Origin of the sequence: Kutzneria sp. CA-103260 (assembly GCF_018263855.1) — a bacterium.
In the GTDB taxonomy this organism is placed as follows: Bacteria; Actinomycetota; Actinomycetes; order Mycobacteriales; family Pseudonocardiaceae; genus Kutzneria.
The window spans coordinates 7203339-7224652 of sequence record NZ_CP073318.1 but is presented as its reverse complement, the minus strand read 5'-3'; the positions used below and the strand labels follow the sequence as shown (position 1 = coordinate 7224652).

22 protein-coding genes are annotated in these 21314 nt (G+C 71.1%); 10 read left to right on the top strand and 12 right to left on the bottom strand.

Going from position 1 to position 21314, the window contains the following annotated elements; genetic code table 11:
- Positions 1 to 35: 35 nt before the first annotated feature.
- The gene (locus JJ691_RS31795; protein ID WP_249227146.1) at positions 36 to 899 is read right to left on the bottom strand and encodes a hypothetical protein; all 864 of its coding nucleotides are present in this window, start codon (positions 897 to 899) and stop codon (positions 36 to 38) included.
- A gap of 162 nt (positions 900 to 1061) precedes the next feature.
- Between JJ691_RS31795 and JJ691_RS31790 the strand changes: the two genes are divergently transcribed.
- From JJ691_RS31790 to JJ691_RS31780, 3 genes are all read left to right on the top strand, one after another.
- Positions 1062 to 1469: a hypothetical protein gene (locus tag JJ691_RS31790; protein WP_211763266.1), complete on the top strand. Its 408-nt coding sequence runs from the start codon at positions 1062 to 1064 to the stop codon at positions 1467 to 1469.
- A gap of 143 nt (positions 1470 to 1612) precedes the next feature.
- Complete coding sequence (locus tag JJ691_RS31785) at positions 1613 to 1789, top strand: hypothetical protein (RefSeq protein ID WP_211763265.1); 177 nt, start codon at positions 1613 to 1615, stop codon at positions 1787 to 1789.
- 89 nt (positions 1790 to 1878) lie between these two features.
- On the top strand, positions 1879 to 3057 hold the full coding sequence (locus tag JJ691_RS31780; protein WP_211763264.1) for a helix-turn-helix domain-containing protein: 1179 nt from the start codon (positions 1879 to 1881) through the stop codon (positions 3055 to 3057).
- On the opposite strand, the gene JJ691_RS31775 is transcribed toward JJ691_RS31780, so the two are convergent.
- Positions 3054 to 5903, bottom strand: coding sequence for an AfsR/SARP family transcriptional regulator (locus JJ691_RS31775; protein WP_211763263.1), 2850 nt, complete (start codon positions 5901 to 5903; stop codon positions 3054 to 3056). The genes JJ691_RS31780 and JJ691_RS31775 overlap by 4 nt on opposite strands.
- A gap of 132 nt (positions 5904 to 6035) precedes the next feature.
- Here JJ691_RS31775 and JJ691_RS31770 point away from each other — a divergent pair, with 132 nt between their 5' ends.
- From JJ691_RS31770 to JJ691_RS31750, 5 genes are all read left to right on the top strand, one after another.
- On the top strand, positions 6036 to 6650 hold the full coding sequence (locus JJ691_RS31770) for a vWA domain-containing protein (RefSeq protein ID WP_211763262.1): 615 nt from the start codon (positions 6036 to 6038) through the stop codon (positions 6648 to 6650).
- Positions 6647 to 7540: a hypothetical protein gene (locus tag JJ691_RS31765; RefSeq protein WP_211763261.1), complete on the top strand. Its 894-nt coding sequence runs from the start codon at positions 6647 to 6649 to the stop codon at positions 7538 to 7540. The genes JJ691_RS31770 and JJ691_RS31765 overlap by 4 nt, the downstream gene beginning before the upstream one ends.
- Before the next feature lie 111 nt (positions 7541 to 7651).
- Positions 7652 to 8515: an exodeoxyribonuclease III gene (locus JJ691_RS31760; RefSeq protein ID WP_211763260.1), complete on the top strand. Its 864-nt coding sequence runs from the start codon at positions 7652 to 7654 to the stop codon at positions 8513 to 8515.
- An 87-nt stretch (positions 8516 to 8602) separates the two neighbouring features.
- Positions 8603 to 9481: a serine/threonine-protein kinase gene (locus JJ691_RS31755; protein WP_211763259.1), complete on the top strand. Its 879-nt coding sequence runs from the start codon at positions 8603 to 8605 to the stop codon at positions 9479 to 9481.
- A 263-nt stretch (positions 9482 to 9744) separates the two neighbouring features.
- Complete coding sequence (locus JJ691_RS31750; protein ID WP_211763258.1) at positions 9745 to 10251, top strand: methylated-DNA--[protein]-cysteine S-methyltransferase; 507 nt, start codon at positions 9745 to 9747, stop codon at positions 10249 to 10251.
- Position 10252: 1 nt separating this feature from the next.
- Here the strand turns inward: JJ691_RS31750 and JJ691_RS31745 are convergent, their stop codons facing one another.
- From JJ691_RS31745 to JJ691_RS31705, 9 genes are all read right to left on the bottom strand, one after another.
- Entirely contained in the window at positions 10253 to 10876 is a 624-nt protein-coding gene (locus tag JJ691_RS31745; protein WP_211763257.1) for a maleylpyruvate isomerase family mycothiol-dependent enzyme, read from the bottom strand.
- Positions 10873 to 11502: a response regulator gene (locus JJ691_RS31740; protein WP_211763256.1), complete on the bottom strand. Its 630-nt coding sequence runs from the start codon at positions 11500 to 11502 to the stop codon at positions 10873 to 10875. Before JJ691_RS31740 ends, JJ691_RS31745 begins: the two co-directional genes overlap by 4 nt.
- Positions 11499 to 12575, bottom strand: a complete 1077-nt coding sequence (locus tag JJ691_RS31735) for a sensor histidine kinase (RefSeq protein WP_211763255.1) — start codon at positions 12573 to 12575, stop codon at positions 11499 to 11501. Before JJ691_RS31735 ends, JJ691_RS31740 begins: the two co-directional genes overlap by 4 nt.
- Positions 12576 to 12703: 128 nt before the next feature.
- Positions 12704 to 12937: a hypothetical protein gene (locus JJ691_RS31730; RefSeq protein ID WP_211763254.1), complete on the bottom strand. Its 234-nt coding sequence runs from the start codon at positions 12935 to 12937 to the stop codon at positions 12704 to 12706.
- Between the two features lie 78 nt (positions 12938 to 13015).
- A complete protein-coding gene (locus JJ691_RS31725; RefSeq protein WP_249227145.1) occupies positions 13016 to 14071 on the bottom strand; it encodes a zinc-binding dehydrogenase in 1056 nt (351 codons plus the stop codon).
- Positions 14072 to 14128: 57 nt separating this feature from the next.
- A complete protein-coding gene (locus tag JJ691_RS31720; protein ID WP_211763253.1) occupies positions 14129 to 15235 on the bottom strand; it encodes an FAD-dependent oxidoreductase in 1107 nt (368 codons plus the stop codon).
- A 15-nt stretch (positions 15236 to 15250) separates the two neighbouring features.
- Positions 15251 to 17230: a M48 family metalloprotease gene (locus tag JJ691_RS31715; protein ID WP_211763252.1), complete on the bottom strand. Its 1980-nt coding sequence runs from the start codon at positions 17228 to 17230 to the stop codon at positions 15251 to 15253.
- Positions 17227 to 17871, bottom strand: coding sequence for an RNA polymerase sigma factor (locus JJ691_RS31710; RefSeq protein WP_211763251.1), 645 nt, complete (start codon positions 17869 to 17871; stop codon positions 17227 to 17229). Before JJ691_RS31710 ends, JJ691_RS31715 begins: the two co-directional genes overlap by 4 nt.
- On the bottom strand, positions 17868 to 18068 hold the full coding sequence (locus tag JJ691_RS31705) for a hypothetical protein (RefSeq protein WP_211763250.1): 201 nt from the start codon (positions 18066 to 18068) through the stop codon (positions 17868 to 17870). Before JJ691_RS31705 ends, JJ691_RS31710 begins: the two co-directional genes overlap by 4 nt.
- Before the next feature lie 74 nt (positions 18069 to 18142).
- Here JJ691_RS31705 and JJ691_RS31700 point away from each other — a divergent pair, with 74 nt between their 5' ends.
- Both JJ691_RS31700 and JJ691_RS31695 read left to right on the top strand, forming a co-directional pair.
- Positions 18143 to 18778 (top strand): TetR/AcrR family transcriptional regulator, encoded by a 636-nt coding sequence (locus JJ691_RS31700; RefSeq protein ID WP_211763249.1) that lies wholly within the window; start codon positions 18143 to 18145, stop codon positions 18776 to 18778.
- Positions 18779 to 18828: 50 nt separating this feature from the next.
- Positions 18829 to 19503, top strand: a complete 675-nt coding sequence (locus JJ691_RS31695) for a nitroreductase family protein (protein WP_211763248.1) — start codon at positions 18829 to 18831, stop codon at positions 19501 to 19503.
- A 48-nt stretch (positions 19504 to 19551) separates the two neighbouring features.
- Here JJ691_RS31695 and JJ691_RS31690 read toward each other — a convergent pair whose 3' ends face one another.
- Positions 19552 to 21306 carry an IS1634 family transposase gene (locus JJ691_RS31690; protein WP_211763247.1) on the bottom strand — a complete coding sequence of 585 codons (1755 nt, stop codon included), beginning with the start codon at positions 21304 to 21306 and terminating at the stop codon, positions 19552 to 19554.
- Positions 21307 to 21314 lie beyond the last annotated feature (8 nt).

Genomic DNA, 21314 nt, shown 5'->3' with positions numbered 1-21314 from the left:
TGGGCTCCCCCCGAGGGAGCCCATTTCCGACTGTTTCAGCCCACTGTCGCGGCGAGTACGGTGTTGATTCGCTGCCACAGCGCGGCGAACAGCGCTTCGCGGCTGTACGAACAGGGTTCGGTGCCACGCCCCAGCACCGAGAGGTCGTGCAGCTCCAGCACAGCGGCTCCAGCGTCCAGGTCGTAGACCGGGCGGGCCCAGCCGTTGCTGCACGCGCTGCCGGCGTCGTGCCGGCCGACCACGAAGTTCACGGTCTCGTCGCCGCCGATGCCGCCGCGCTGGATGTCCAAGGCGTACACGGTGTCGCCGGCCCGTTCGATCCGCACGGCGATCCGTGCGTCGCCGACGTGCACGGTGCCGGCGAACCCGCGCCGCTCCAGCCCCGGCAGCGCCGCCGCGAACTGCTCGCCCAGGTACCGCATCGCCACGTCCTGCTCGGCGTAACGGCTGAAGGTGGCCGGCACGGCGGCCGCCACCGGCACGAACTCCATGGCCTTGCGGACGATTTCCGCCACCGGAGCCGACAGCGAAGCCCCTTCGACCCGGGCGGCCAGCGCCTCGGTGAGCTCCTCGGCTCGATCCCACAGGTACGCCACGTGCGGGTGCAGCAGCTCGGCCGGCACCGCGATGTCGCCCACCAGCACCGGCAACACGTGCTCGTCCCCGGCCTTCACCGCGCGCAGCATGGCCGCCGTGAAGTCGTCCACGGACGACACGAACGGCAGGAAGAACCGGACGCGGGCGTCCGGCAGGTCGCCGCTTTCCTTGTGGGACCACCATTCGTGCGTCTGGTCGGGCCCGTGCAGCACGGTCAGCCCGCGCTGCCGCCACTCCTCGACCACCTCCCCGACGGCGGTCCGCTGCTCCTCGGCGAACGACACGGCGACGTCGTAGTCCACTACCAACCTCCCGATTTCGGCCAACTGTGCGGCGCAGTATCCGGGCCGGATGTCGACAGGAAGTGGACGAGCCGTGGATCCGCGGACCGTGACCGTGCGGCAACCCTCTGCGGCCGGAGGGCGTCATGCACGGTGATCGACTCCAACCTGGGAGGACCCCGAATGACGATCGCCAGAATCGCCGCCGGACTGGGCCTGGTGGCCGCGACGCTGCTGGGCGGCGCGACCACCGCGACAGCCGCGCCCGGTCCGACAGTGCCGAATTCGGCTGGGCCGCACGACTTCGTGGACAACGTGAAGGTCTGGGCCTGGCACGACGTCAACGTGCGCCAGCGCTGCGCGGCCACCACGTGCCCGATCGACCCGGTCGACACCCTGAAGGCCGGCGATTTCGCCTACGGCCACTGCTGGAAGCACGGCGAGACGGTCACGGCCTACGGCATCACCAACGACATCTGGGTGGTGATCAGCCTGGAGGACGGCATGCCCCGGTTCGTCAGCGCCGTGTTCCTCAAGGGGAACAAGTACGCGGACCTGCCGGCCACCGCCGAGTGCCCGCCGTACGTCTGAGCCGTTGAATGACCGTTTCCCGTTTCCCGCTGGGACGGGAAACGGTCACCTCATTGTTGTCGTTTTCTGGTCGATGAATCCTTGGTGTGGGCGCCGGAAATCCCGGCGGAAATGCCCGGTCACATCATTCGAGGGGATTCATCATGTCCACTTCTCTGGCACGTCTGCTCGCGGTCGCCGGCGCGGCCGTGGTCGCGCTGTGCATCGTCTTCGGCTCGCCGGCCAGCGGCTCGGTCCGGCACCTGGCCGGCGACGACCCGACCCCGCCGCCCACCACGACCAGCGCCACCACCGACGGCGGCAACCCCTGGCACGGCTGACCACGGAAATCGCCCGGCCGGCCGGGAAATGGTCGCGGCCGGCCGGGCGATCGTGGTGTAATCGGCGGCAGTCGTCAGGGGAGGCGCCGATGACCGAATCATTTGGTGCGCTGCTGCGTGAATGCCGCGAACTGGCTGGTCTCTCGATGGGCGAGCTGGCCCGGCGGGTCAACTACAGCAAGGGTTATCTCAGCAAGATCGAGAACGGGCTGAAGCCGCCCAACTCGACCATGGCCAAGCTCTGCGACCACGCGCTGGACGCGGGCGGCCGGCTGATCGAGGCGGCCCGCTCGGTCCGCACCCTGGACCGGCGGCAGGTGCTGGCCGCCGGCACGATGGTCGGCCTGGCGCTGGCCGGCGGGCCGCGGCCGGCGCTGGACGAGTCGGTGCTGGCCGGCATGCGGGCCGCGTTCGAGAACCTGCAGGCCCTGGGCATGCGGACCAGCCCGGTGGTGGTGCTGGAATCGTTGCGGGCCCAGGTGAACACGGTGGTGGCGCTGGCCCGCGAGAACCCCGAGCCGATCCGGCCGCGACTGCTGCTGCTCGGCGCACGGATCGCCGAGTACATCGGCTGGATGAGTCAGGAGGCCGGCGACGAGCCGGGGGCGCTGGCCTGGACCCGGCAAGCCTCGGAGCTGGCGCTGGCCGGCGGAGATCGCGAGATCGAGAGCTACGCGTTCGTGCGCGAGGCCGGTCTTGCCCTGTACCGACAGGACCCGAAGAGCACGATCGACCTTGCCCAGCAGGCACAACGAGTCGGCCGGCCGACCGCGCGCACCCTGGGACTGGCGCTTCGCCGTGAGGCGCAAGGACATGCGATCGCCGGTGACCGTGACGCCTGTGAGCGGGCCATGGACCGAGCGGTCGAACTGTTCGACCAGTCCAGATCAGACGGTGCGAAGTATCCCGTTCTCGGCTCCACCGCGCCGGATCCGATCGGGCTGGCTCGCGGATGGGCGCTGTGCGACCTGGGCCGGGCGGTCGAGGCGGCTGAGCTCCTCGACCTCGAACTGACCCGATTGCCGGACGGATCCCGCCGGTCCCGGGCCCGGTTCGGCACTCGCCGCTCGCTGGCCTACGCCCTGGCCGGCGAGATCGACCAGAGCTGCCTGACCCTGGCGGAGACGTTGGACGACGCGGCACACGTCGACTCGGCGACCGTGCGGATGGACCTCCGGGACCTGGCGCGAACCCTGCACCGCTGGCGCGGTCACCGCACCGTGCGGGAGATTTCCCCGTCGCTGAACCGAGTTCTGCATCGGCGCTAGCGGCGGTCACACTCCAGACCGGCCCGTTCGGCGCGAACGGCTTCGGCCTCCGGCTGATCCAACTCGGTGAACTGGGCCTCGGCCACGTCCCAGTGCGCCCCGGCGTCCGCGTGTTTTCCCAGCGCATGGAGGGTTTGCGCCACGCCATGGTGGGCATGGGCCTGGTAGAGACGGTTTCCCGTGCCGATGGCCAGATCCAGCGCCGCCTCGAACATCCGGAGGGCATCGGCCAGCTTGCGGCCGGCCAGCGCGGTGGCGCCGCGATCGTGATACAGCTGTGTGCGCAGGTCGACGTCGTTCACCTCGGCGGCCGTGACCTTCGCGCGCGTCTGAAAGTGCTCCGCCTCGGCCAGTTGCCCCTGCGCGCGGTAGACGTTGCCGATGTTGTTCAACGCATAGGCTGCCGCGCAGCGATCGTCCACCTCGTCCGCGTGCTCATACGCCTCCGTGTGGCTGGCCATGGCCTCGGCGAGCAGCCCGAGGTCCAGCTGGACGGCACCGAGATTGTTCAGGGCGTGGGCCAAACCCGGGTGGTTGATCTCACGGAGCATGGGCGCCGCGGCCAGGTGGTGGCGCAGCGCCACCTGCGGCCTGCCGCGGATTCCGTTGAGATAGCCCAACATGCCCAGCGCATGGGCCTGTCCGCGCACATCGTCGCACTGTTCGTACTTCTCCAGCGCTGCCTCGAACTGCGTGATGGCGAACTCGTGCTCGCCGAGCTCCATGGCGGGGATGGCGATGGCGCACAGCGTGGCGGCCTCACCCCGTGCGTCGCCCAGTCGAGTCCACTTCGGCAACGCCTGCTCGGCCAGCGCCCGCGCCTCGGTCAGCCGGCCGAGCCGGTCATGCGCGGTGGCCAGCCGGAGCAACACGTGAGCCTGCCCGTGGTCGTTGTCCCGCACGATCTCCCGGGCCTGCTCCAACGTGTCGACCCAGTCCTCCAAGCGGTTGGTCGTGTTGAAGTACCGCCACATCAACACGGCCAGCCGCCACGCGTGCTCGGGCTCGCCATTGGTCGCGGCGTAACGGATCGCCGCGACCAGGTTGGCTCGTTCGGCGGCAATCCAGGCCACCGCGGCATCCGGATCGTCGAAGGTCGGTGCGGCCGGCGCCCGTAAGTCCACAGTGGGCAGTTGGTCGAATGGGTAGCCGACAGCCGCCGCGCCGGCCAGCGTCACGAGGTAGAAGTCCAGTAGCCGCAGCAAAGCGTCCGAGGTGTGCTGCGGCAACGCCGCAGCGAACTCCTTGAGCGGATCCAGCATCTGATACCGGTCCGGGGCGATCTCCTCCAGCAGGCACACTTCGTGCAGCGTGTCGAGCACGGCGCGAGCCCAGGCGACGTCGCTGTCGACCAGCGCCGCCGCGCCGGTCACATGGAGATCCGCCCCCGGGACGTGCCCGAACAAGCGGAAAGTGTTCTGCTGCACCAGGTCCAGCTGCTGATAGGAGGCCTGTAAGGCGGCCGGCCCGGACAGGTCGTCCAGCTGTCCCAGCAGGTGTTCCAGCGACCACTGGTCGTGCCGGCGGAACAGCGCGGCCGCCACCTGGATCTGCACCGGCAGACACCCGCACCGTCGGACCACCTCGGCCACCTCGGCCGACTTGCCGCGAACCCGGTGTGGGCCGGTCAGCACCCGGAACAGCGCGGCGGCATCATCGGCCGGCAGCGGGGAAAGCCGGACCGGCTCGCCGGTGTCCGGATCGCCCATCCGCCGGCTGGTGACGATGGCCAGGCAGCCCTCCGCCGCCGGCAGCAACGCCCGGACCTGCTCCGGCGAGAAAGCGTTGTCCAACACCACCAAGGTCCTGGTGCCGTACAGCTTCGTCTGGTACAGCGCGGCTTTGCGGCTCTCCGTGGTCGGGATCTGCTCGGGCGGCACACCGAGTTCGAGCAGTAGCCGGGTGAGCGCCTCGGACCCGGCCATTGGCACCACGTTCGGGGTGAAGCCGTTGAGCCGGACCAGGAACTGGCCGTCGGGAAAGCGGTCCCGCAGCCGGTACGCAGCCTCGATCGCCAGCCCGGTCTTGCCCGAGCCCGGCGCGCCACTCACCCATACCGCCCGTCCGTCGAGGCCGGTGATCACGTCGAGTTCCTTGACCCGCCCGGTGAACATCCCCGGGCGCGACGGGAGCGAGCTGGCGGGCTCGCCACGTTCGGCCCGCGCGGCCAGATTGCGCAGCGCGGTGCCCGGCTCCATGTTGTACTCGGCCAGCGCGTCGCTTGTCTCCCGGAAAATGCGGACAGCCTCCACATTGTCACCGCCCGCGAGCAGTGCCCGCATGAGCAGCTCGGCGTACTTCTGTCGGGCCGGATCCTGCCGTACCGCCCGGCGAAGCCGGTCCCGCGCGGAGCGGTGATCGCCCACGGCCAGCTCCAGCTCGGCCAGATCACCGACCGCGTCGGAGTACGCCGCCTCCGGCGACACCACCTCGGCCCCACCAACCCGGTCGATGTCGATGTCCTCAAGGAACGGTCCACGCCGGAGATCGACGGCTTCGCGCAGCAACTCGATCTGACGGCGTTTGTCGCTGGTGCGCAGCGATTCCTCGCGCAGCCGGTCGAATCGCGCGACGTCCAGCTGGTCCTCGTCGACGCGCAGCACGTAACCGGTGGGAGTGGTCTCGATCGCGGCGTCCGCGTCGCGGAAGGCTATGCGCAGCTTGTTGATGTATCCCCGAACAAGGGATCGGCGCTCCGGCTGGTCGGGCCACACGACCTCGGTCAGCCGCTCCGGCGAGATCGGCCGATTGACGTGCAGCAGCAACACAACCAGGATGAACCGCTGCTGTTGGTCACCGAGCGGCACCGGCGCGCCGCCGTGCCATGCCTCCAGTGGCCCCAGCATCCGAAACTCCACGCGGCCTCCCGGCGTCCGAGCTTGATATCCGTGCGGCGGTGGCGCAAGCGCCCGTCCGGGTACCCGCGCTTTCATCGTTCGATCCACGATCTGTCGACGCCCGCCGGGCACGCTGCCGCCGTGGAGCCTGTGCTGCCCTGCTACGTGGTGTGTGACTTTTCCCCGTCCATGACCGACTACATCGGCGATCTGCGCGCCGGGTTACGGGAATTCCGCGGCGCGTTGCACGCGGATCCGGTTGCCGCCGCACGGATCCGCGTGTGCGTGATCGTCGTCGGGCCGACGCCCCGGGTGCAGCAGCCGCTGCGGCCGGCGGCCGAACTCGTCGACCTGGCCGAGCGAATTCCCTGCGCCGGCACGAATTTCGGGCCTGTGTTCGAGTTGCTGCGCGTCACCATCGAGCGGGACGTGAACGTTCTCAACGGACATCGGCGGCCGATCGTGTTCTTCGCCTCCGACGGCCGGCCGACCGACCCGCTGGCCTGGCCGGCGGCGCTGGCCGCGCTCACCGACCCGGCCTGGCCGGGCAACCCCGAGATGATCGCCTTCGGGGTGGGCGCGGCCGACCGGGACACCCTCACCCGGATTGGGACGGGCCGGGTGTTCCTCGGCGGCGTGCGGATGGGCGCGGCGCTGAGCGCCAGTGTGCTCATCCACGCCGTGTCCACTTCTGGTCCACTCGCGCGCCCGACCCTGTCCGGGAACGGGGACGTCTTAGGGGAGGCGGATCGATGAACGGGCACCTGGAGCTCGTGCGCGAGCTGAAGCGACTGCGCAAGGGGAGGGGCGTGCTGGCCGGCGGAATCCAGCAGCGGGTCGGTCCGGCGGTGCGCGCGGCGTGCGACATCGACGCGGGCGACGGGCCGGTCGCGGTGCGGCGCAAGCTGACCGTCCGCCTGATCGAGCTGGCCGAGCAGCTGCCTGAGGACCTGCGGCTGGTCACGCTGGTCGCGTTCGCCATCGAACGCGACGCCAAGCAGGCGCTCTACCAGGAGCGGGTGCGCTGGGCGGCGATCCAGCTGGAACGGGACGAGCGGACGGTCCGCCGGCGGGTGGACGAGGCGATCAACCAGGTCGCCGAGTTGGCCGCCGGGGACGGTAACTGGTTCGGCGGCTGGCGCACTGCTGAGCTCAGCGTGGCCGTGGCGCTGGACCAGGACCGGCCGGAGGTGTTGGAACAGCGACGGATCGTGGCCGAACAGGACGACCTGCGTGAGGTGGAGCTGGTCGCGCCGATCCCGCTGGGGCAGTCCGACGTGCAGGTGCTCTACGGCGGGACCCTGATCGCCGACGATCCGGCCGGCTTCACGCTGGCCCTGCCGACACCGGTGGCCAAGGAGGAGCGGCACGACCTCGCGGTGCGGTTCCGGCTCCCGCCCCGGCAGGCGATGCAGCAGTACCTGCTGTGTGTGCCGAAGCGGCCGTGCGAACGGTTCGACCTGCGGCTGCGGTTCCGCCGCGACGGCCGGCCGCCGACAGTGTTCGCGCTGCACGGGACGCCGGGGGAGAACCCGCCGCGCGACGGCCGCGAGCAGGCGGTGGACCGGGCCGGGGAGGTGCATGTGCGGTTCCACCAGCTGACTCCCGGTCTGGCCTACGGCGCCCGCTGGGAATGGCCCGTCTAACCCCCGGCGGGTTTCGCCACATGCGCGCTCTTCGCTTGCGCCCAGGTGCCACATGGGAAGCGCACGTGGCGAATCACGGCGGCTGTCGGGGGTGGTGGTTACGGTGGTGGGGTGCGAGTGGCGACGTGGAACGTGAACTCGGTGAAGCAGCGGCTGCCGAGGCTGCTGCCGTGGTTGGACGAGCGGCGGCCGGACGTGGTGTGTCTCCAGGAGACCAAGCTGTCGGAGGAGGCGTTCACGGCGCTGCTCGGCGAGGAGTTGGGGCAGCGCGGGTACGAGGCGGCCGTGGTGGGGGAGCCGCGGTGGAACGGGGTGGCGGTGCTGTCCCGGGTCGGCCTCGACGACGTGACGGTGGGGTTGGCTGGCGCGCCGGGCTTCCCGCACCAGGAGGCCCGTGCGGTCGCGGCCACCTGCGGTGGCGTCCGGGTGCACTCGCTCTACGTGCCCAACGGCCGTGAGCCGGACTCCGACCACTACCGGTACAAGCTGGCCTGGCTGGCGGCGCTACGCGAGGTGGCGGCGTCCGGGCCGGCCGACGCGGTGCTGTGCGGCGACGTCAACATCGCGCCAACCGACGCTGACGTGTTCGACCCGGCGGCGTTCGTGGGCCACACGCACGTGACCGAGCCGGAGCGGGCCGCCCTCGATTCGCTGCTGGAACTGGGCCTGCACGATGTGGTCCGCGAGCGCTGGCCGACCGAGCGGGTGTTCTCCTACTGGGACTACCGGGCCGGCATGTTCCACCAGGATCTGGGCATGCGTATCGACCTGGTGCTGGCCTCGGCCCCGGTGGCCGGGCGGGTGCGGGCGGCCTGGGTGGACCGGCAGGCCCGCAAGGGGACCGGGCCCAGCGACCACGCGCCGGTGATCGTGGACCTCGACGAGGCCCCGGACGGGGACATCGGGCCGATGGTGCCGCCGCCCTCGGCCCGCGGCGGGGGCCGGAAGGCGAGGCTGCCGCAGGCCAAGAACTGATCCACATCTCACAACGGCAGTCAACCGGCCATCCGGCACCGTATCGTTATCTGAAGCTGCCAACTGGGGGTACGCGGAGGTGAGTGGATGCGGCGGCGACGGTACGTGGACTACGAGCCGCCGAGCCAGCCGCTGCCGACCCGGTTCCAGGTCGAGGGCCTGGTCGGGCGGGGCACCGGCACGGAGGTCTACGAGGCCTACGACGAGCTGCTGGACCGCCCGGTCGCGGTCAAACTGTTCCCGGGCGACCTCGACGACATCGCCTGCCGGCGGATCGCCGACGAGGCCCGCGCGCTGGACCGGCTCGACCACCGGCGCCTGGTGTCGGTGTACGACGGCGGCATCCACCTGGGCCGCCCGTACCTGGTGATGCAGCTGATCCGCGGCACCAGCCTGAGCCGGCGGCTGCGCGAGGGCCCGCTGCTGATGGCCGAGGCGGTGGTGCTGGTCGCGCTGCTGGCCGACGGGCTGTCACACGTGCACGCCCAGGGCGTGGTGCACCGGGACGTGAAGCCGTCCAACATCCTGCTCGACGAGGACGGCTTCCCGCACCTGAGCGACTTCGGCATCGCGCTGCTGGCCGGGCAGTCCCGGGTGACCGCCGTCGACGAGGTCATCGGCACGCCCGCCTACCTGGCCCCGGAACAGATCCTCGGCGGCGCGCTCGGGCCCGCGGTCGACGTCTACGCCCTCGGCCTGGTGCTGCTGGAGTGCATCACCGGCCGCCGCGAGTACGACGGTCCGAACAAGATGGAGGCCGCGCTGGCCCGGCTCAACCGCGACCCGCGGATCCCGGCCGAGCTGCCGGGGCCGCTGGCCGGGCTGCTGCGGGCGATGACCGCCCGCGACCCGGTCCGCCGGCCCACCGCCCAGCACTGCCTCAACACGCTGTCCGCGCTGGTCGCCGACGCCGCCGGCGGCGAGTTGGAGACCGAGAACCTGTCTATGCCCTGGCGATCAGCTTGATCTCCAGCAGCTGCTGCGGGAAGGCGAGCCGGCTGCACTCGACGATCGTGCTCGCCACCTGCGGTACGTCCACGCCGTAGGCCGCCTTGCGCACCGGGCCGGCGACCGCATCGCCGGGGCCACCGGCACGGGCACCGCCGCCAACTTCCGGCTGATCTTCCGCCGGGAGACCGGCTCCCTCCCCAGCGACTACCGCCGGGCCCACCGGCGATGATGGCCGATTCCCGCCAGCTCGGCCGTGGTCCGCGGGCCATGCTGGTCGTATGAACGTGAAGACCATTGTGGACAGCCCGGTCGGCCAGCTCACCCTGGTCGGTGAGGACGGCGAGCTCACCGGCCTCTACATGGAGAACCAACGGCACCGGCCGGCCGAGGAGACCTTCGGCCTCGTCGACGCCGCGCCGTTCGGGGCGGTGATCGAGCAGCTGACGGCGTACTTCGCCGGCGAGCTCGACCGCTTCGACCTGCCGTTGGCCCTGAGCGGCACTCCGTTCCAGCGGACCGTGTGGGCCGCCCTGCGCGAGATCCCTTACGGGGAAACCATTTCCTATGGCGAACTGGCTCAGCAGATCGGCCGGCCCAGCGCCTCACGGGCCGTCGGTCTGGCCAACGGCAAGAACCCCGTCGGCATCATCGTGCCCTGCCACCGGGTCGTCGGCAGCGGCGGCGACCTCACCGGCTACGGCGGCGGGCTGGAGCGCAAGCAGTACCTGCTGGACTTCGAACGGGCCGGCGCGAAGGGAGAAGTCGGACTTCAACTGGCCTGGTGAGTCAGCGCTCGATCCGGGCCGTGAGGGTGGCCACGCCCGGACCGGACAGCTCGCCCACCACGCCCCGGCGACCGGTGATGGCCATCAGCAGCGGCTCGGCCGGGCCCGCGACCTCCGGCCCGAAGCCGAACGACCAGCCCAGATCGGTGGCGGTCACCCGCAGCCCCCGGATCCGCCACGGCCCGCCGACGATCGGGTTCAGCACGGCGGTGCGCAGGCAGGGCCGGAGCCGGTCGGCGGGGACTTGCCGGGGCCGGCCGAGGGCGCGGCGGATGTCCTGGTGGTGGATCAGGCAGTCCTCCAGCCCGACCAGACCACCGAACCACGAGGTCAGGCCCTGCGGCGTGAGGTGCCGGCGCAGCATCGCCAGTAGTTCGTCGGGGGAGAGCCGGCCCAGGTCCTCGACGCCGATGGCGTTGGAGCGGTGGACCCCGAACGCGCCCCGGACGAGCCGGTCGAACAGGGCCCGGGTGTCCAGCTCGTCGTAGCTGATCATGTGGGCCACCACGTCCCGCACCCGCCAGCCGGCGCACAGGCTCGGCGCGTCCCACTCGTCGGGGCTCAGGGTCGCCAGGAACTCGGCGAGATCGGTCCGCTCCTGCCGGGCCAGCTCCAGCAGCGTCATGGGGTCACTATTCCATGGCGGTAGGCGTAGCGGATGGCCTCGGGACGGGTGCGCACGCCGATCTTGGCGAACAGGTTGTTGATGTGGGTCTTGACGGTGGTCTCGCCGATGAACAGCGTGCCGGCGATCTCGGCGTTGCCGAGGCCTTTGGCGATGAGGGCGAGCACCTCGGCTTCCCGGGCGGTCAGGCCGGCGGCGGGACGGCCGGGAGCGGCCAGGGCGGCGACGATGCGTTGGGAGACGGCGGCGTCGAAAGTGGACTGCCCGGCGGCGACGGCCCGCAGCGCGGCGGTGATCTCGGCGCGGCCGGCGTCCTTGGTGAGGTAGCCGCGGGCCCCGGCGTGCAGGGCGGTGGTGATCGACTCGTCGTCGGCGTAGGTGGTGAGCACCACCACGGCGACGCCCGGGAACGAGGCGGCGATGCGGCGAGTGGCCTCGACGCCGTCCATCACGGGCATGCGGAGGTCCATCAGCACGACGTCGACCGCCCGGGATTCCAGCAGCGCCAACGCGTCGGCCCCGGTGCCGGCGTCGCCGACGACCTCGACGTCGGCGACGAGATCGAGCAGGGCCACCAGACCCTCGCGCATGACGAGCTGGTCGTCGACGACGACAACCCTGATCATTCCGGCACCTCGGCGGTCACCAGCCAGCCCTCTCCCGATCGTCCCGCGGTCAGCGTGCCACCGGTCAGCGCGATCCGCTCGCGCATGCCGATGAGACCGTGCCCGGGGTCGGCTTCCGTGGTCGAAGCCGGGTTGTACACCCTCAGGGAAACGGTAGTGCCGTAGTCCAGGACCACCGACACGGACGCGCCGGGGGCGTGCTTGGCGGCGTTGGTCAGCGCCTCCCGAGCTATCCTCAGCAGCGACACGGACGTGCCGGCGGACAGCGGCCTTTCGGCTCCGGTGACCGAGAATTCCACCTCCAGGCCCCGATCCCGCCGACCGTCGGCCACGAGCTGGGCCAACGCCTCGGGCAGCGGTGGCACGTCGGCCCGCAGGGCGGCGACGGCCCGGCGGGCCTCGTCGAGCCCTTCGTTGGCCAACCGGCGAGCCCGTTGTACGCGGAGCAGGCCGCCGGCCAGGTCCCCACGCTCGGCCAGCAGCCCCTCGGCGACCTCAAGCTGCACGCCCAGCGCGCCAAGGGAATGAGCCAGCACGTCATGCAGCTCCCGGGCGATGCGGGCCCGCTCGTCCAACGCGGCGTACTCGGCGTGCAGGCGGGCCTGCAACTGGTGCTGCCGCCAGCTCAGGCCGGTCAAAGCCATGATCAACAGCGCGGCCGGATCGCCGAGCAGGGAGGCGGTGTCCTGTCCCCACGCCAGGGCGCCGACCTCGGCCAGCGCGAACGTGCCGACGAGCAGGCCGGCCAGCGCCCGCGACGACAACCGGGGCTGCGAGCAGACGACCGCCAGCGCGACGCAGGTGAGCAGCACCGGCGTGCCGTCAGGAGCCGGCCCGATCAACGCCACCGACACCAGCAGACAGGCCAGCAACGACCCGACGGCGACCCGTGGCGCGCGGCGTTCCAGCGCAGCGAAGCCGAGCCAGCAGGCCAGGGCCAGGCCGTACAGCGACCACAGCCAGACCGGCGTCGGCCGCTGCACGGTGGCCAGCGTGATGACGAAAACGCAGGTCCCGAGCAGGCTGATGACCAGCCACGCGGGCGCCATCCGATCGAGCAGTCGCACGGACATCAGGCTGCCATGTCAGCGGCCCGTCCGCCGCCAGATCAGGGCCAGCACGAACAGCAGGATCACCAGCGCGAGCACCCCACCCCCGATCATCAGGAACCGGAGGAACAGGTACTGCATCACCGCGCCCATCAGCGGCGCTCCTTGGTCACGCGCTCGACGAGCATGTTCGTGAGCCCGCCTCGGCGCCGGGCCTGCTCGCGCAGCACCGGCTCGACCAGGTCCCGCGCCCGGTTCAGCTTGCCCATGCGCCGCAACACCAGCGCTACCGCGAACAGGCCGAGCACCACCAGCACCACCGCGCCGCCGATGAAGGCGAAGCGGATCGCCATGTACCCGGCGATATCCATCAGGGTTTTGTCCATGCCCCGGACGCTACGGAGAAACCCCGGTGGACCAGGACCTCCCGCCGGTGGAGATCGGGGTGGACCGGGTCTCCACCGTCAGGGCCGCAGCAGCACCCGGATCGGATAGCCGTCGTGCTCACGCAGCCGGCGGATGCCCTCCGCGAACTCCTCCAGCGGCAGCACCGCGCTGACCGAGGCGGTCAGGTCGAGCCGTCCCCGTGACACCAGCTCCACCAGTTCGGCCAGGTGCTTCATCTTGTAGCCGAGGTGCCCGGTCACGGTGTGCCGGCGCCCCAGGAACGTGCCCTCGCGGCCCAGTTCGATCGGCTCGCCGCTGATGCCGACCAGCAGCACCCGGCCGCGGGCCCCGATCGCCGCGTTGGCCTGCGCCACCGTGGACGTCCGGCCGACGCAGTCGAACGCCGCCCGCAGGCCGCGGCCGCCAGTGATCTCCATGATCCGGTCGTGGGTGTCCTCGGCCAACGGGTCCAGCGCGAAGTCCGCGCCCAGCTTCAGGGCCCGCTCGCGCACCCCGGCCACCGGGTCCAGGCCGATGATCGGCGACGCGCCGGCCACCCGGGCCAACTGCACCAGGTGCGTGCCGATGCCACCCAGCCCCCACACGCCCACCGACTCGGCCATCTTCAGATTGGCCGTCTCCAGCGCGCCGTACGGCGTGGAGACCGCGTCGGCCAGCACCGCCGCCTGCTCCATCGGCACGCCGTCCGGCACCGGGATCAGCGACACCGCCGGCGTCACCACGTATTCGGCCCACGCCCCGTCATAGGAGAAGGCCATGATCTCCAGGGCCTCGCAGTCGTCGATGCTGCCCCCGAGCCGGCACGACTGGCAGTTGCCGCAGGCCCGCCCGGCCGCGACCACCACCCGGTCGCCCACGTTCCAGTGCCGCACCGCCTCGCCCACCGCCGCCACCGTGCCCGACGCCTCGTGCCCCGGCGTGATCGCCGGGAACCGGGCCGGGATGTGCCCGTCGAACTGGCTCAGGTCGGAGTGGCAGATGCCGCACGCCGCCACCTTGACCACCACCTCGCCCGGCCCGGGCCGCGGCACCGGCACCGTCTCCAGGCTCAGCGACCGGTCCTCGGCGTGGAACCGGACCGCGCGCATGGCCTCCGGCAGTTCGATCGTCAACGGGGATTCCCTTCCAGCGGAACGAGTGCTGCCACCGACGCTAGGGGACCTGTGCGCTCATGCCAACGTGATGGTCTTTTCCCAGTCGATTTCGTGCTCGTACAGCCACGACCTGACTTCCGGCTTGGCGTTGTCCGCGGCCTCTTCCTGGGTGCGCACCGGTTTCGCCACCATCTCCGCCAGCCGCTGCACCCGTGGCGCCCGGATCTGTTGGTACCGGGCGAAGGCCGGCCCCAGATCCGGGATGTCCCGCACGCACATGGCCAGGATCACGCTGTCCTCCAGCGCGATCGACGCGCCCTGGGCCGCTGACGTCGCACTCAGGTGGGCCGCGTCGCCGACCAGCACCATGTGGGAGTTGTGCCAGCGTGGCAGTGAATCGGGCAGGCGGTGGATGGCTGTGGCCAGGACTTCGTCCTGCTGGGCCAGGACCACCCGTCGCGGGGCATCGGCGGTGAACTGCGCCGCCAGCCTGTCGGGCTTCGGCGCGCCGTCCAGTTGCCCGGGAACCCCCACCGCCCAGTAGGTCTCGTTCGCCGGCGACGTCACGTAGACCAGACCTCCGGTGACCAGCCGACAGGTGTCCGGCACGGTCGGGATCGAGGCGTCGCGGCTGTAGCCGTAAACCAGCGTGAGACCGGTGAACTGCGGCTTCGGCGCGTCCGGGTCGATCAGGCCTCGGGTGGTGGACCAGACCCCGTCCGCGCCGACCAGGAAGTCGCCCTCGGCCGTGCTGCCGTCGGCGAACGTCGCCACCACCCGGTCGGTGGTCTCGACGCCCACCAACCGCTTGCCGTGCTCGATCTTTCCACCGCGTCGCGACAGTTCCCCTTGCAGCGCCAGGTAAAGATCCGCCCGTCGCATCGTGCGCGGACCGTCCGGGTCGGGATGGCTCGCCCCCATCGGGCCGCTGGCATAGATGTTCCCGTCGGCATCGAGGTATTCGACGTCACGAGTGCGGAACGACGCCTCGATCACCGGCCCGGCCGCGTCGATCGCCCGCAACGCGTCCATCCCGTTGTGCATCACCATGAGGAACGCCCCGACGTCGTCACCGCCGCTGGGATACGCCTCGTACACGGTCGAACTCACGCCCGCCTTGCCCAGCGCCAGAGCCGTTGCCGTGCCGGCGATGCCGCCGCCGATCACCAGTGCGTGTGTCATCCGGATTCCGTTCTGTCAGCGGCAGGCCAGGATGGCGTTGGGCACCAACAGGGTCTGGCCCACCTTGAGGTCGGTGGCGTCGCCGAGGCCGTTGAGCCGCTGGAGTTCGGCGACGGTGGTGAGGTAACAGCGGGCCAGTTGGGAGAGGGTGTCGCCGGGGCGCACGGTGACGGGGAGCGGGGCGAGGAGGTCGAAGGACGGCGTGAGGGAGCGGAGGTAGCTGGGCTGGTAGGTGGGCAGGTAGCTGGGTAACAGCTCGCCGGTGGGGTAGCGGAAGGTGGTGGGCGGCGGCACGGCGATGGTGGGCTGCACGGTGTTCAGGCTGCGGGGCAAGGGTTTGGGGGTGATCTCGGCGAACACGAAGATGCCGACGAGCAGGGCCAGGGAGACGCCGCCGAACACGAGGACCCGCCGCACGCGGTCCCGTTCACGGCGGGTGGGCGCGGAGTCGACGGCGACGAGGGTGGTGGACTCGGCGACGGAGGCGTAGGGGCGCTGGGGATCCACCCGTAGGGAAGCCAGGTGCAGGCGCAGCCGCTCGACGCCGGAGCGGTGGTCGACGGCGTCGAAGACGAGGGTGTTGAGCTCGGCGAACGGAAGCACATGCACGCCGTCGGAACGAAGTTCGCTGACGACGAGGTCGCTGGGCCCGGTCCACGACAGCCGCCAGTGGGCGCTGCCGGCTTCGACGAGGTAGTGCCCGACGAGCCCGTGCAGGGCCTCGCACAGGCGAGCCATGGCCCGGTGCGGATCCTCGGCGTCGAAACGGGCGGCGAGCTCCGCGGCCTCGCCGGCCTCCAGGCGGTGGAGCACGGTTTCGAGGGTGGCGTCCGCGCCGGTGGCGGCGAGCAGCAGCCGGGCGGAAGCGGTCGGCGCGGTCAGGCGGGCGGCCTTGTCCAGCCACTGCGCGGCCGGCAGTGCCTTGATCTTGTGGTCGGGGAGCAAGTGCCTCAGCAGCGCCGGTTTGGGATAGCTCCAGGTCGACGGGTCGGGCTCATGCAGCCGGGCCGGCACCTCCGAGCGTATGTCGGCCAGCCGGGCCAGCCGGTCGGCCATGCTGGGGTGGCTGGCGTACGGATTGTGTTTCTCCGCCTCGGGATCGGCCGCCTTGAGCCGATCGAGTGCGGGCCGACGGGCGGCCAGCATCGCGACGAACATCGCCTGCGGATCATCGGGCGCGTAGCCGGTGACCGCGGTCCGCACGAGGTAGTTCCGCACGAAGTCCTGCCAGTGGGCGTCGATGGCAGCCAGGGACCGCAGCACCCGGACAGTGGCCTCCGGCCCGGCGACGCGGGCGGCGACGGCGTCGGCCTCGAACTCCTGCCGCCGCCGCACGGCGAACGAAACCCGTGCGTACAGGTAGATGTAGCCGCGCATGAGCAGCTTGAAATACCCCACCGGGCTGAACGGGTGCAGGGATACCTCGTCGAGGTTGTGCTGGATGCGGTCCAGCGCCAGATAACCCCGGTACACCACCGAGCCGACACGAGTGTGCCAGCCGAGGTAGTGCCCGAACTCGTGGCCCAGCAACGCCCGGAGCTCGTTCGCGGACAGCTCGGCCAGCAGCGGCAGCCCCAGATGCAGGCGACGCCGCCCGGGCAGCAGGCCAAGCAGCCGCGAGTCCTCGCTGACGGAAGCGTTGACCTCGTTGGTGAGCCGCAGCTCGGCCGGCGGCGGGACACCGGCCTCGGCCGCCACCTCCCGGACGAACGCCCACAGCTCCGGCGCGTCCGACTCGGAGACCGGAACTCCGTTGGTGTCCGCTGCCTGGTTGACCGTGAAGACCGCGCTGATCAGGGCGGCCATCACGGTGATCGAGCCGAGCAGGGTGCCCACGACGGTGCCGCTCAAGGTGGAGACCTCGCCCTGGACGTAACCCTGCACGTCCTCGGCGGTGAGCAGCAGCAACGCGCCGGCGAGGGCCACGCCGACCAGGGCGGTCAGGTAGACCCCGAACAGCAGCAGGATCGCCAGCACCGCGCGCAGTGTGATCATCCGCGCCCCCACCAGCTCCGCGACGAAGGCACCTGGTCCACCGCGCCGCGCACCCGAACCCGGGTCCGCTCGTCCGCGGCGAAGCCGTCGGCCAGCCACCGCTCGGCGGCCAGCAACGACTCCACGATCCGGTCCCGCCGCGCCGTCGCGACCAACTCGTCGTCCGGCGTCCGGGCTCCCAGCCCCAGCTTGGCCGCCAGCGCCTCGCGGGCCTTGAACAGATGTGCCGCGACCGTCCCGCGCTTGATGTGCAGCAGCTTTGCCACCTCGGCCTGCTTCAGGCCGTCGAGGCAGCAGTGCACGAGCACAGCCCGCTGCATCGGCGGCAGCCCGGCGACCGCCGCCAGCACCTCCTTGGCCTCGAACGCCTCGTGCGGCGTCGCGTACGGGGAAACCGGGAGCTCCAAGGCCGCCATCTCCTCCAGCCGGCGCCGCTTGAACAGCCGGAACACCTTGCGGGTCATGGTCACGTGCAGATACGCCTCGGGCGCTTCGTAACCGCTGGCGGTGTCCCACTTGCGGGCCACCTCGGCGAAGGCCTGGGCCACCGCGTCCTCGGCGTCGGCCCGGTTGCCGCACAGCACCACGGCCCGGGCCATCAGGCGGGGGTAGGACTCCCGGAAGAACTCCTCGAAGCTCATTCGCCCTCCCCGCGGACGATCACCAGCCAGCCCGATCCGTCCCGGCGCGCCACCGTCGACCCCGGTCCGGCGGCCCGCGACAGCCGAGCCAGCGCGCGCAGCCGCGCCCGCTCGGCGTACAACATCATCCCCCAGCATGCCAGCCGCACCGCGCCCATGACCGCCGTGAGAAGCAAGGGATCCTGCATCGTCGTCATGTCAGGGGAGAGGCCGCGGCGCGCGGAAGTGTTTACCCGGGTTTCTGAACTGAACTGACTGGTACAGTACGGGGATGGGCGACTCGGGACGGGCGGCGCCGTCGGGGGCGCGGGCCGACGGCAAGCGCAGGGCGATCGTGCAGGCGGCGCTGCAGGCGTTCCTGGACGAGGGCTTCGACGTCAGCATGGACCGGATCGCCGCGGCCGCCGGCGTCTCCAAGGTCACGGTGTACAACCACTTCGACAGCAAGGAGAACCTGTTCCGGGCGGTGGTCTCCGGCCAGCTGCACGCCGCGCTGGAGGTGGTCGAGCAGCTGGTGGCGGCCCGGCTCGGCGACTCCGAGGACGTCCGGGCCGAGCTGGTCAAGGCCTGCCGGGCCTGGGTGGCGGCGCTGGCCACGCCGGGGCTGCTGGCCCTGCGGTCCCTGGTCGCCAGTGAGTCGAAGCGCTTTCCGGAGCTGGGCGAGACCTGGCTGGAGCACGGCCCGAACCGGCTGCACGCGGTGTTCGCGGCGGCGCTGACCCGGCTGTGCGAGCGGGGTCTGCTGGACATCGCCGACGTGGAGCTGGCGGTCCTCCAGCTCTCCGGTCTGGTGCTCTCGCCCAACCTGGTCTACGGCGTGTACGGCCGCAGCCCGGGCAAGAAGCTGTCGGACCGCCTGATCGTCTCCGGCGTGGACATGTTCCTCAGCTACTACACGCGCAAGTGAGCCGAACGGTCGTCCACACGGGACTGAAGGTCGTTGCCTAGGCTGCTCCCATGGAGCTCTACGAAGCGATGCGCACCACGCCGGCCACCCGGGAGTTCACCGACGAGCCGGTCCCCGACGAGGTGCTGCGGCGGATGCTCGACAACGCCCGGTTCGCGCCCAATGGCGGCAATCGGCAGGGCTGGCGGGTGCTGGTGCTCAAGGACCCGGCCGTGCGTGTCCGCATCCGCGAGCTCTACCAGCTGGGCTGGCGCGAGTACGTGGCGCATCTCCGGGAGGGCCTGGTTCCGTTCGCGGCCAGGGACAACGGCCGCTGGACCGGGCCGGCCGTCGACCTGGCCGCCGCCCGGGAGACCCCAGCGCCCGACGCGTTCGGGGACAACCTGGAGCACGTGCCGGCGCTGCTGCTGGTGCTGGCCGAGTTCGGCGCGCTGGCCACCGTGGACAACGGCCTGGACCGGCAGTCGATCATCGGCGGCGGGTCGATCTACCCGTTCTGCCACAACCTGTTGCTGGCGGCCCGCAACGAGGGGTTGGGCGGGGTGCTGACCAGCGTGCTGATGCGCCAGGATCCGGCGGTCAAGGAGCTGCTGGGCATTCCCGACGGGTTCGGGGTGGCCGCGCTGATCGCGATCGGCCGCCCGCGCAAGGTGATCACCAAGCTGCGCCGGGCCGCGGTCGAGGACTTCACCACCGTCGACCGCTTCGACGGCCCGGCGTTCTAGACGCGTTTTCCGCATCGTTGGACGGCTACCTCTGTCGGGCATGACGGGCTAGTTGGCGTTTTCGGGCCAGGGCAGGGGGATGTCGAGGTGGGCGAGGATGGTGCGTTGGACACGGGTCAGCCGGTCCAGGTGCGGACCGGTCGGGGTGTAGGTCAGCTGGAGGCCGTGGAAGGCGGCGAGGACGGCTCGGCTGGTGGGGATCGCGGCTCGGTGTTCGGGCAGCAGGCCGGGTAGCGGGGTGTCAGGGCCAAGGCAGTGGCGGAGTTCGGCTTCGATGAGTCCGTAGATGAGCAGCGCGATCCCGATGATCGCGATGAGGGCTTCGATCCGGTCGTCGTTGTGCAGGAACAGCGGGCGGACTTTGAGTGTTTGCTTGAGGTCGCGGTGGCGTTGCTCGACGATCCACTGGTCTTTGTAGACGGTGAGCACGTCGAGCGTGGCCAGTTCACGGCCGGGTGGATCGGGCAGGTTGGTGGCCAGGGCGTAGAGCCCGTCCAACTCGGCCGCGGCCGCGATGGCGTCGGGGTTGCGCTGCCAGCCGATGCTGGGTTTGCCGTGGCGGGCGGGTCCGGTGGTGACGGTGATCAGGTCGGCGATGTGGGGTCCGATGATCTTCGCGACGCGGGTGTCGACCTGGTGTTTGGTCTTGTAGTGGCGGCCGCCGAGTCCGTTGCGGATTTTGGTCAGCGCGGTTTCGGCCTGGGTCAGGGCGCGTTCGCGGGCCGCAGCGATGGAGGCGGCTTCTTCGCTGGAGTGGATGTAGGCCACGCGTAGCTGGTGGTGGCCGGTGTCGGGGTCGGTGACCTGGAATGGCCGCAGTAGCCCCCGGTAGACGGTTCGGCGGTCAGCGGGCAGGTGTTGTTCGCGCCGGGAGTGGTGATCGAGGTGGGTCAGGGCGTCCAGGGTGCCCACATCGGCGCGGAAGCGCCCGGCCCAGCCGGTGTCGGCGCGCAACGGGACCACGAACCGGGTTGCGGCGGCGTCGAGCGCGCAGAGGGTGCTCAGGTAGCCCAGGCCGGAATCGGCGATCGCGACGAGTCCGGCGGGGAGTTGGGCGCGCAGCGCGTCCAGGGCCGCGGTGAACGCGGGGAGCTCGCCTGCTGAGCCCTTGTGCGGCCGGAAGTACAGCGGCACCCCGGTTGTCGTGGTGGCTTGCAGGGTTTTGACCTGCCGGCCGAAGCTGCGATCGGCGGCCCATCCCTTGGCCACCAGCGTGGAGTCGGTGTGCCGGCCGGCGAATCGGACCGCGGTCAGGTCCAGGTGCAGTCGGGAGGCGTCGGCCACGGCGAAGGTCTCGACCGTGCGGACCAGCAGCCGGCTGCGGACCCGTTCGGCTTCTGGCGCCAGCGCTTCCAGCGCCCGGCCCAGCCGGTCGTCGTTGAGCAGCAGGGCCGGCACGCCGATCAGTTCGGCCACCGCTGCGGAGGAGGCCCACCCGGCCACGTCGTAGAGCGGGGCCGGCCCGCAGAGCCGGTTGGCCACCAGCGCGGTGATGATCTCGCCGTGGGTGGCCGAGGCTCGTCCCCGCATCGGCGCGGCGTCGTCAACGATCTTGGCCAGTCCCAGCCGGTCCAGGTAGTGCGTGACCAGTAGCAGCGGGCCGACGTCGCGGCGGGTGCCGATCGGGGGTGAGTCCAGTCGCGCCAGGCCTGCGACCAGGTGCTCCAGCCGGCCCGAGGCGGTCAGCTCGTCCAGTCGGCCGAGTTTTGCCACAACACGTTGCCGTACCTGGCCGTCGACCCGGTGGCCCTCCACCAGTTCCAGGTACTCGTACACGCGGCCGCCGCGACGGACTCGCTTCACCTTCGGGT

What these genes read in the sequence shown, in the direction of transcription:
- JJ691_RS31745 (WP_211763257.1), bottom strand. Translation starts at nt 10,876, where the DNA reads ATGACGCTGCTGGAGCTGGCCCGGCAGGAGCGGACCGATCTCGCCGAG.
- JJ691_RS31775 (WP_211763263.1), bottom strand. Translation starts at nt 5,903, where the DNA reads ATGCTGGGGCCACTGGAGGCATGGCACGGCGGCGCGCCGGTGCCGCTC.
- JJ691_RS31720 (WP_211763253.1), bottom strand. Translation starts at nt 15,235, where the DNA reads ATGACACACGCACTGGTGATCGGCGGCGGCATCGCCGGCACGGCAACG.
- JJ691_RS31695 (WP_211763248.1), top strand. Translation starts at nt 18,829, where the DNA reads ATGGAGCTCTACGAAGCGATGCGCACCACGCCGGCCACCCGGGAGTTC.
- JJ691_RS31780 (WP_211763264.1), top strand. Translation starts at nt 1,879, where the DNA reads ATGACCGAATCATTTGGTGCGCTGCTGCGTGAATGCCGCGAACTGGCT.
- JJ691_RS31755 (WP_211763259.1), top strand. Translation starts at nt 8,603, where the DNA reads ATGCGGCGGCGACGGTACGTGGACTACGAGCCGCCGAGCCAGCCGCTG.
- JJ691_RS31700 (WP_211763249.1), top strand. Translation starts at nt 18,143, where the DNA reads ATGGGCGACTCGGGACGGGCGGCGCCGTCGGGGGCGCGGGCCGACGGC.
- JJ691_RS31705 (WP_211763250.1), bottom strand. Translation starts at nt 18,068, where the DNA reads ATGACGACGATGCAGGATCCCTTGCTTCTCACGGCGGTCATGGGCGCG.
- JJ691_RS31740 (WP_211763256.1), bottom strand. Translation starts at nt 11,502, where the DNA reads ATGATCAGGGTTGTCGTCGTCGACGACCAGCTCGTCATGCGCGAGGGT.
- JJ691_RS31785 (WP_211763265.1), top strand. Translation starts at nt 1,613, where the DNA reads ATGTCCACTTCTCTGGCACGTCTGCTCGCGGTCGCCGGCGCGGCCGTG.
- JJ691_RS31735 (WP_211763255.1), bottom strand. Translation starts at nt 12,575, where the DNA reads ATGTCCGTGCGACTGCTCGATCGGATGGCGCCCGCGTGGCTGGTCATC.
- JJ691_RS31750 (WP_211763258.1), top strand. Translation starts at nt 9,745, where the DNA reads ATGAACGTGAAGACCATTGTGGACAGCCCGGTCGGCCAGCTCACCCTG.
- JJ691_RS31710 (WP_211763251.1), bottom strand. Translation starts at nt 17,871, where the DNA reads ATGAGCTTCGAGGAGTTCTTCCGGGAGTCCTACCCCCGCCTGATGGCC.
- JJ691_RS31715 (WP_211763252.1), bottom strand. Translation starts at nt 17,230, where the DNA reads ATGATCACACTGCGCGCGGTGCTGGCGATCCTGCTGCTGTTCGGGGTC.
- JJ691_RS31790 (WP_211763266.1), top strand. Translation starts at nt 1,062, where the DNA reads ATGACGATCGCCAGAATCGCCGCCGGACTGGGCCTGGTGGCCGCGACG.
- JJ691_RS31765 (WP_211763261.1), top strand. Translation starts at nt 6,647, where the DNA reads ATGAACGGGCACCTGGAGCTCGTGCGCGAGCTGAAGCGACTGCGCAAG.
- JJ691_RS31730 (WP_211763254.1), bottom strand. Translation starts at nt 12,937, where the DNA reads ATGGACAAAACCCTGATGGATATCGCCGGGTACATGGCGATCCGCTTC.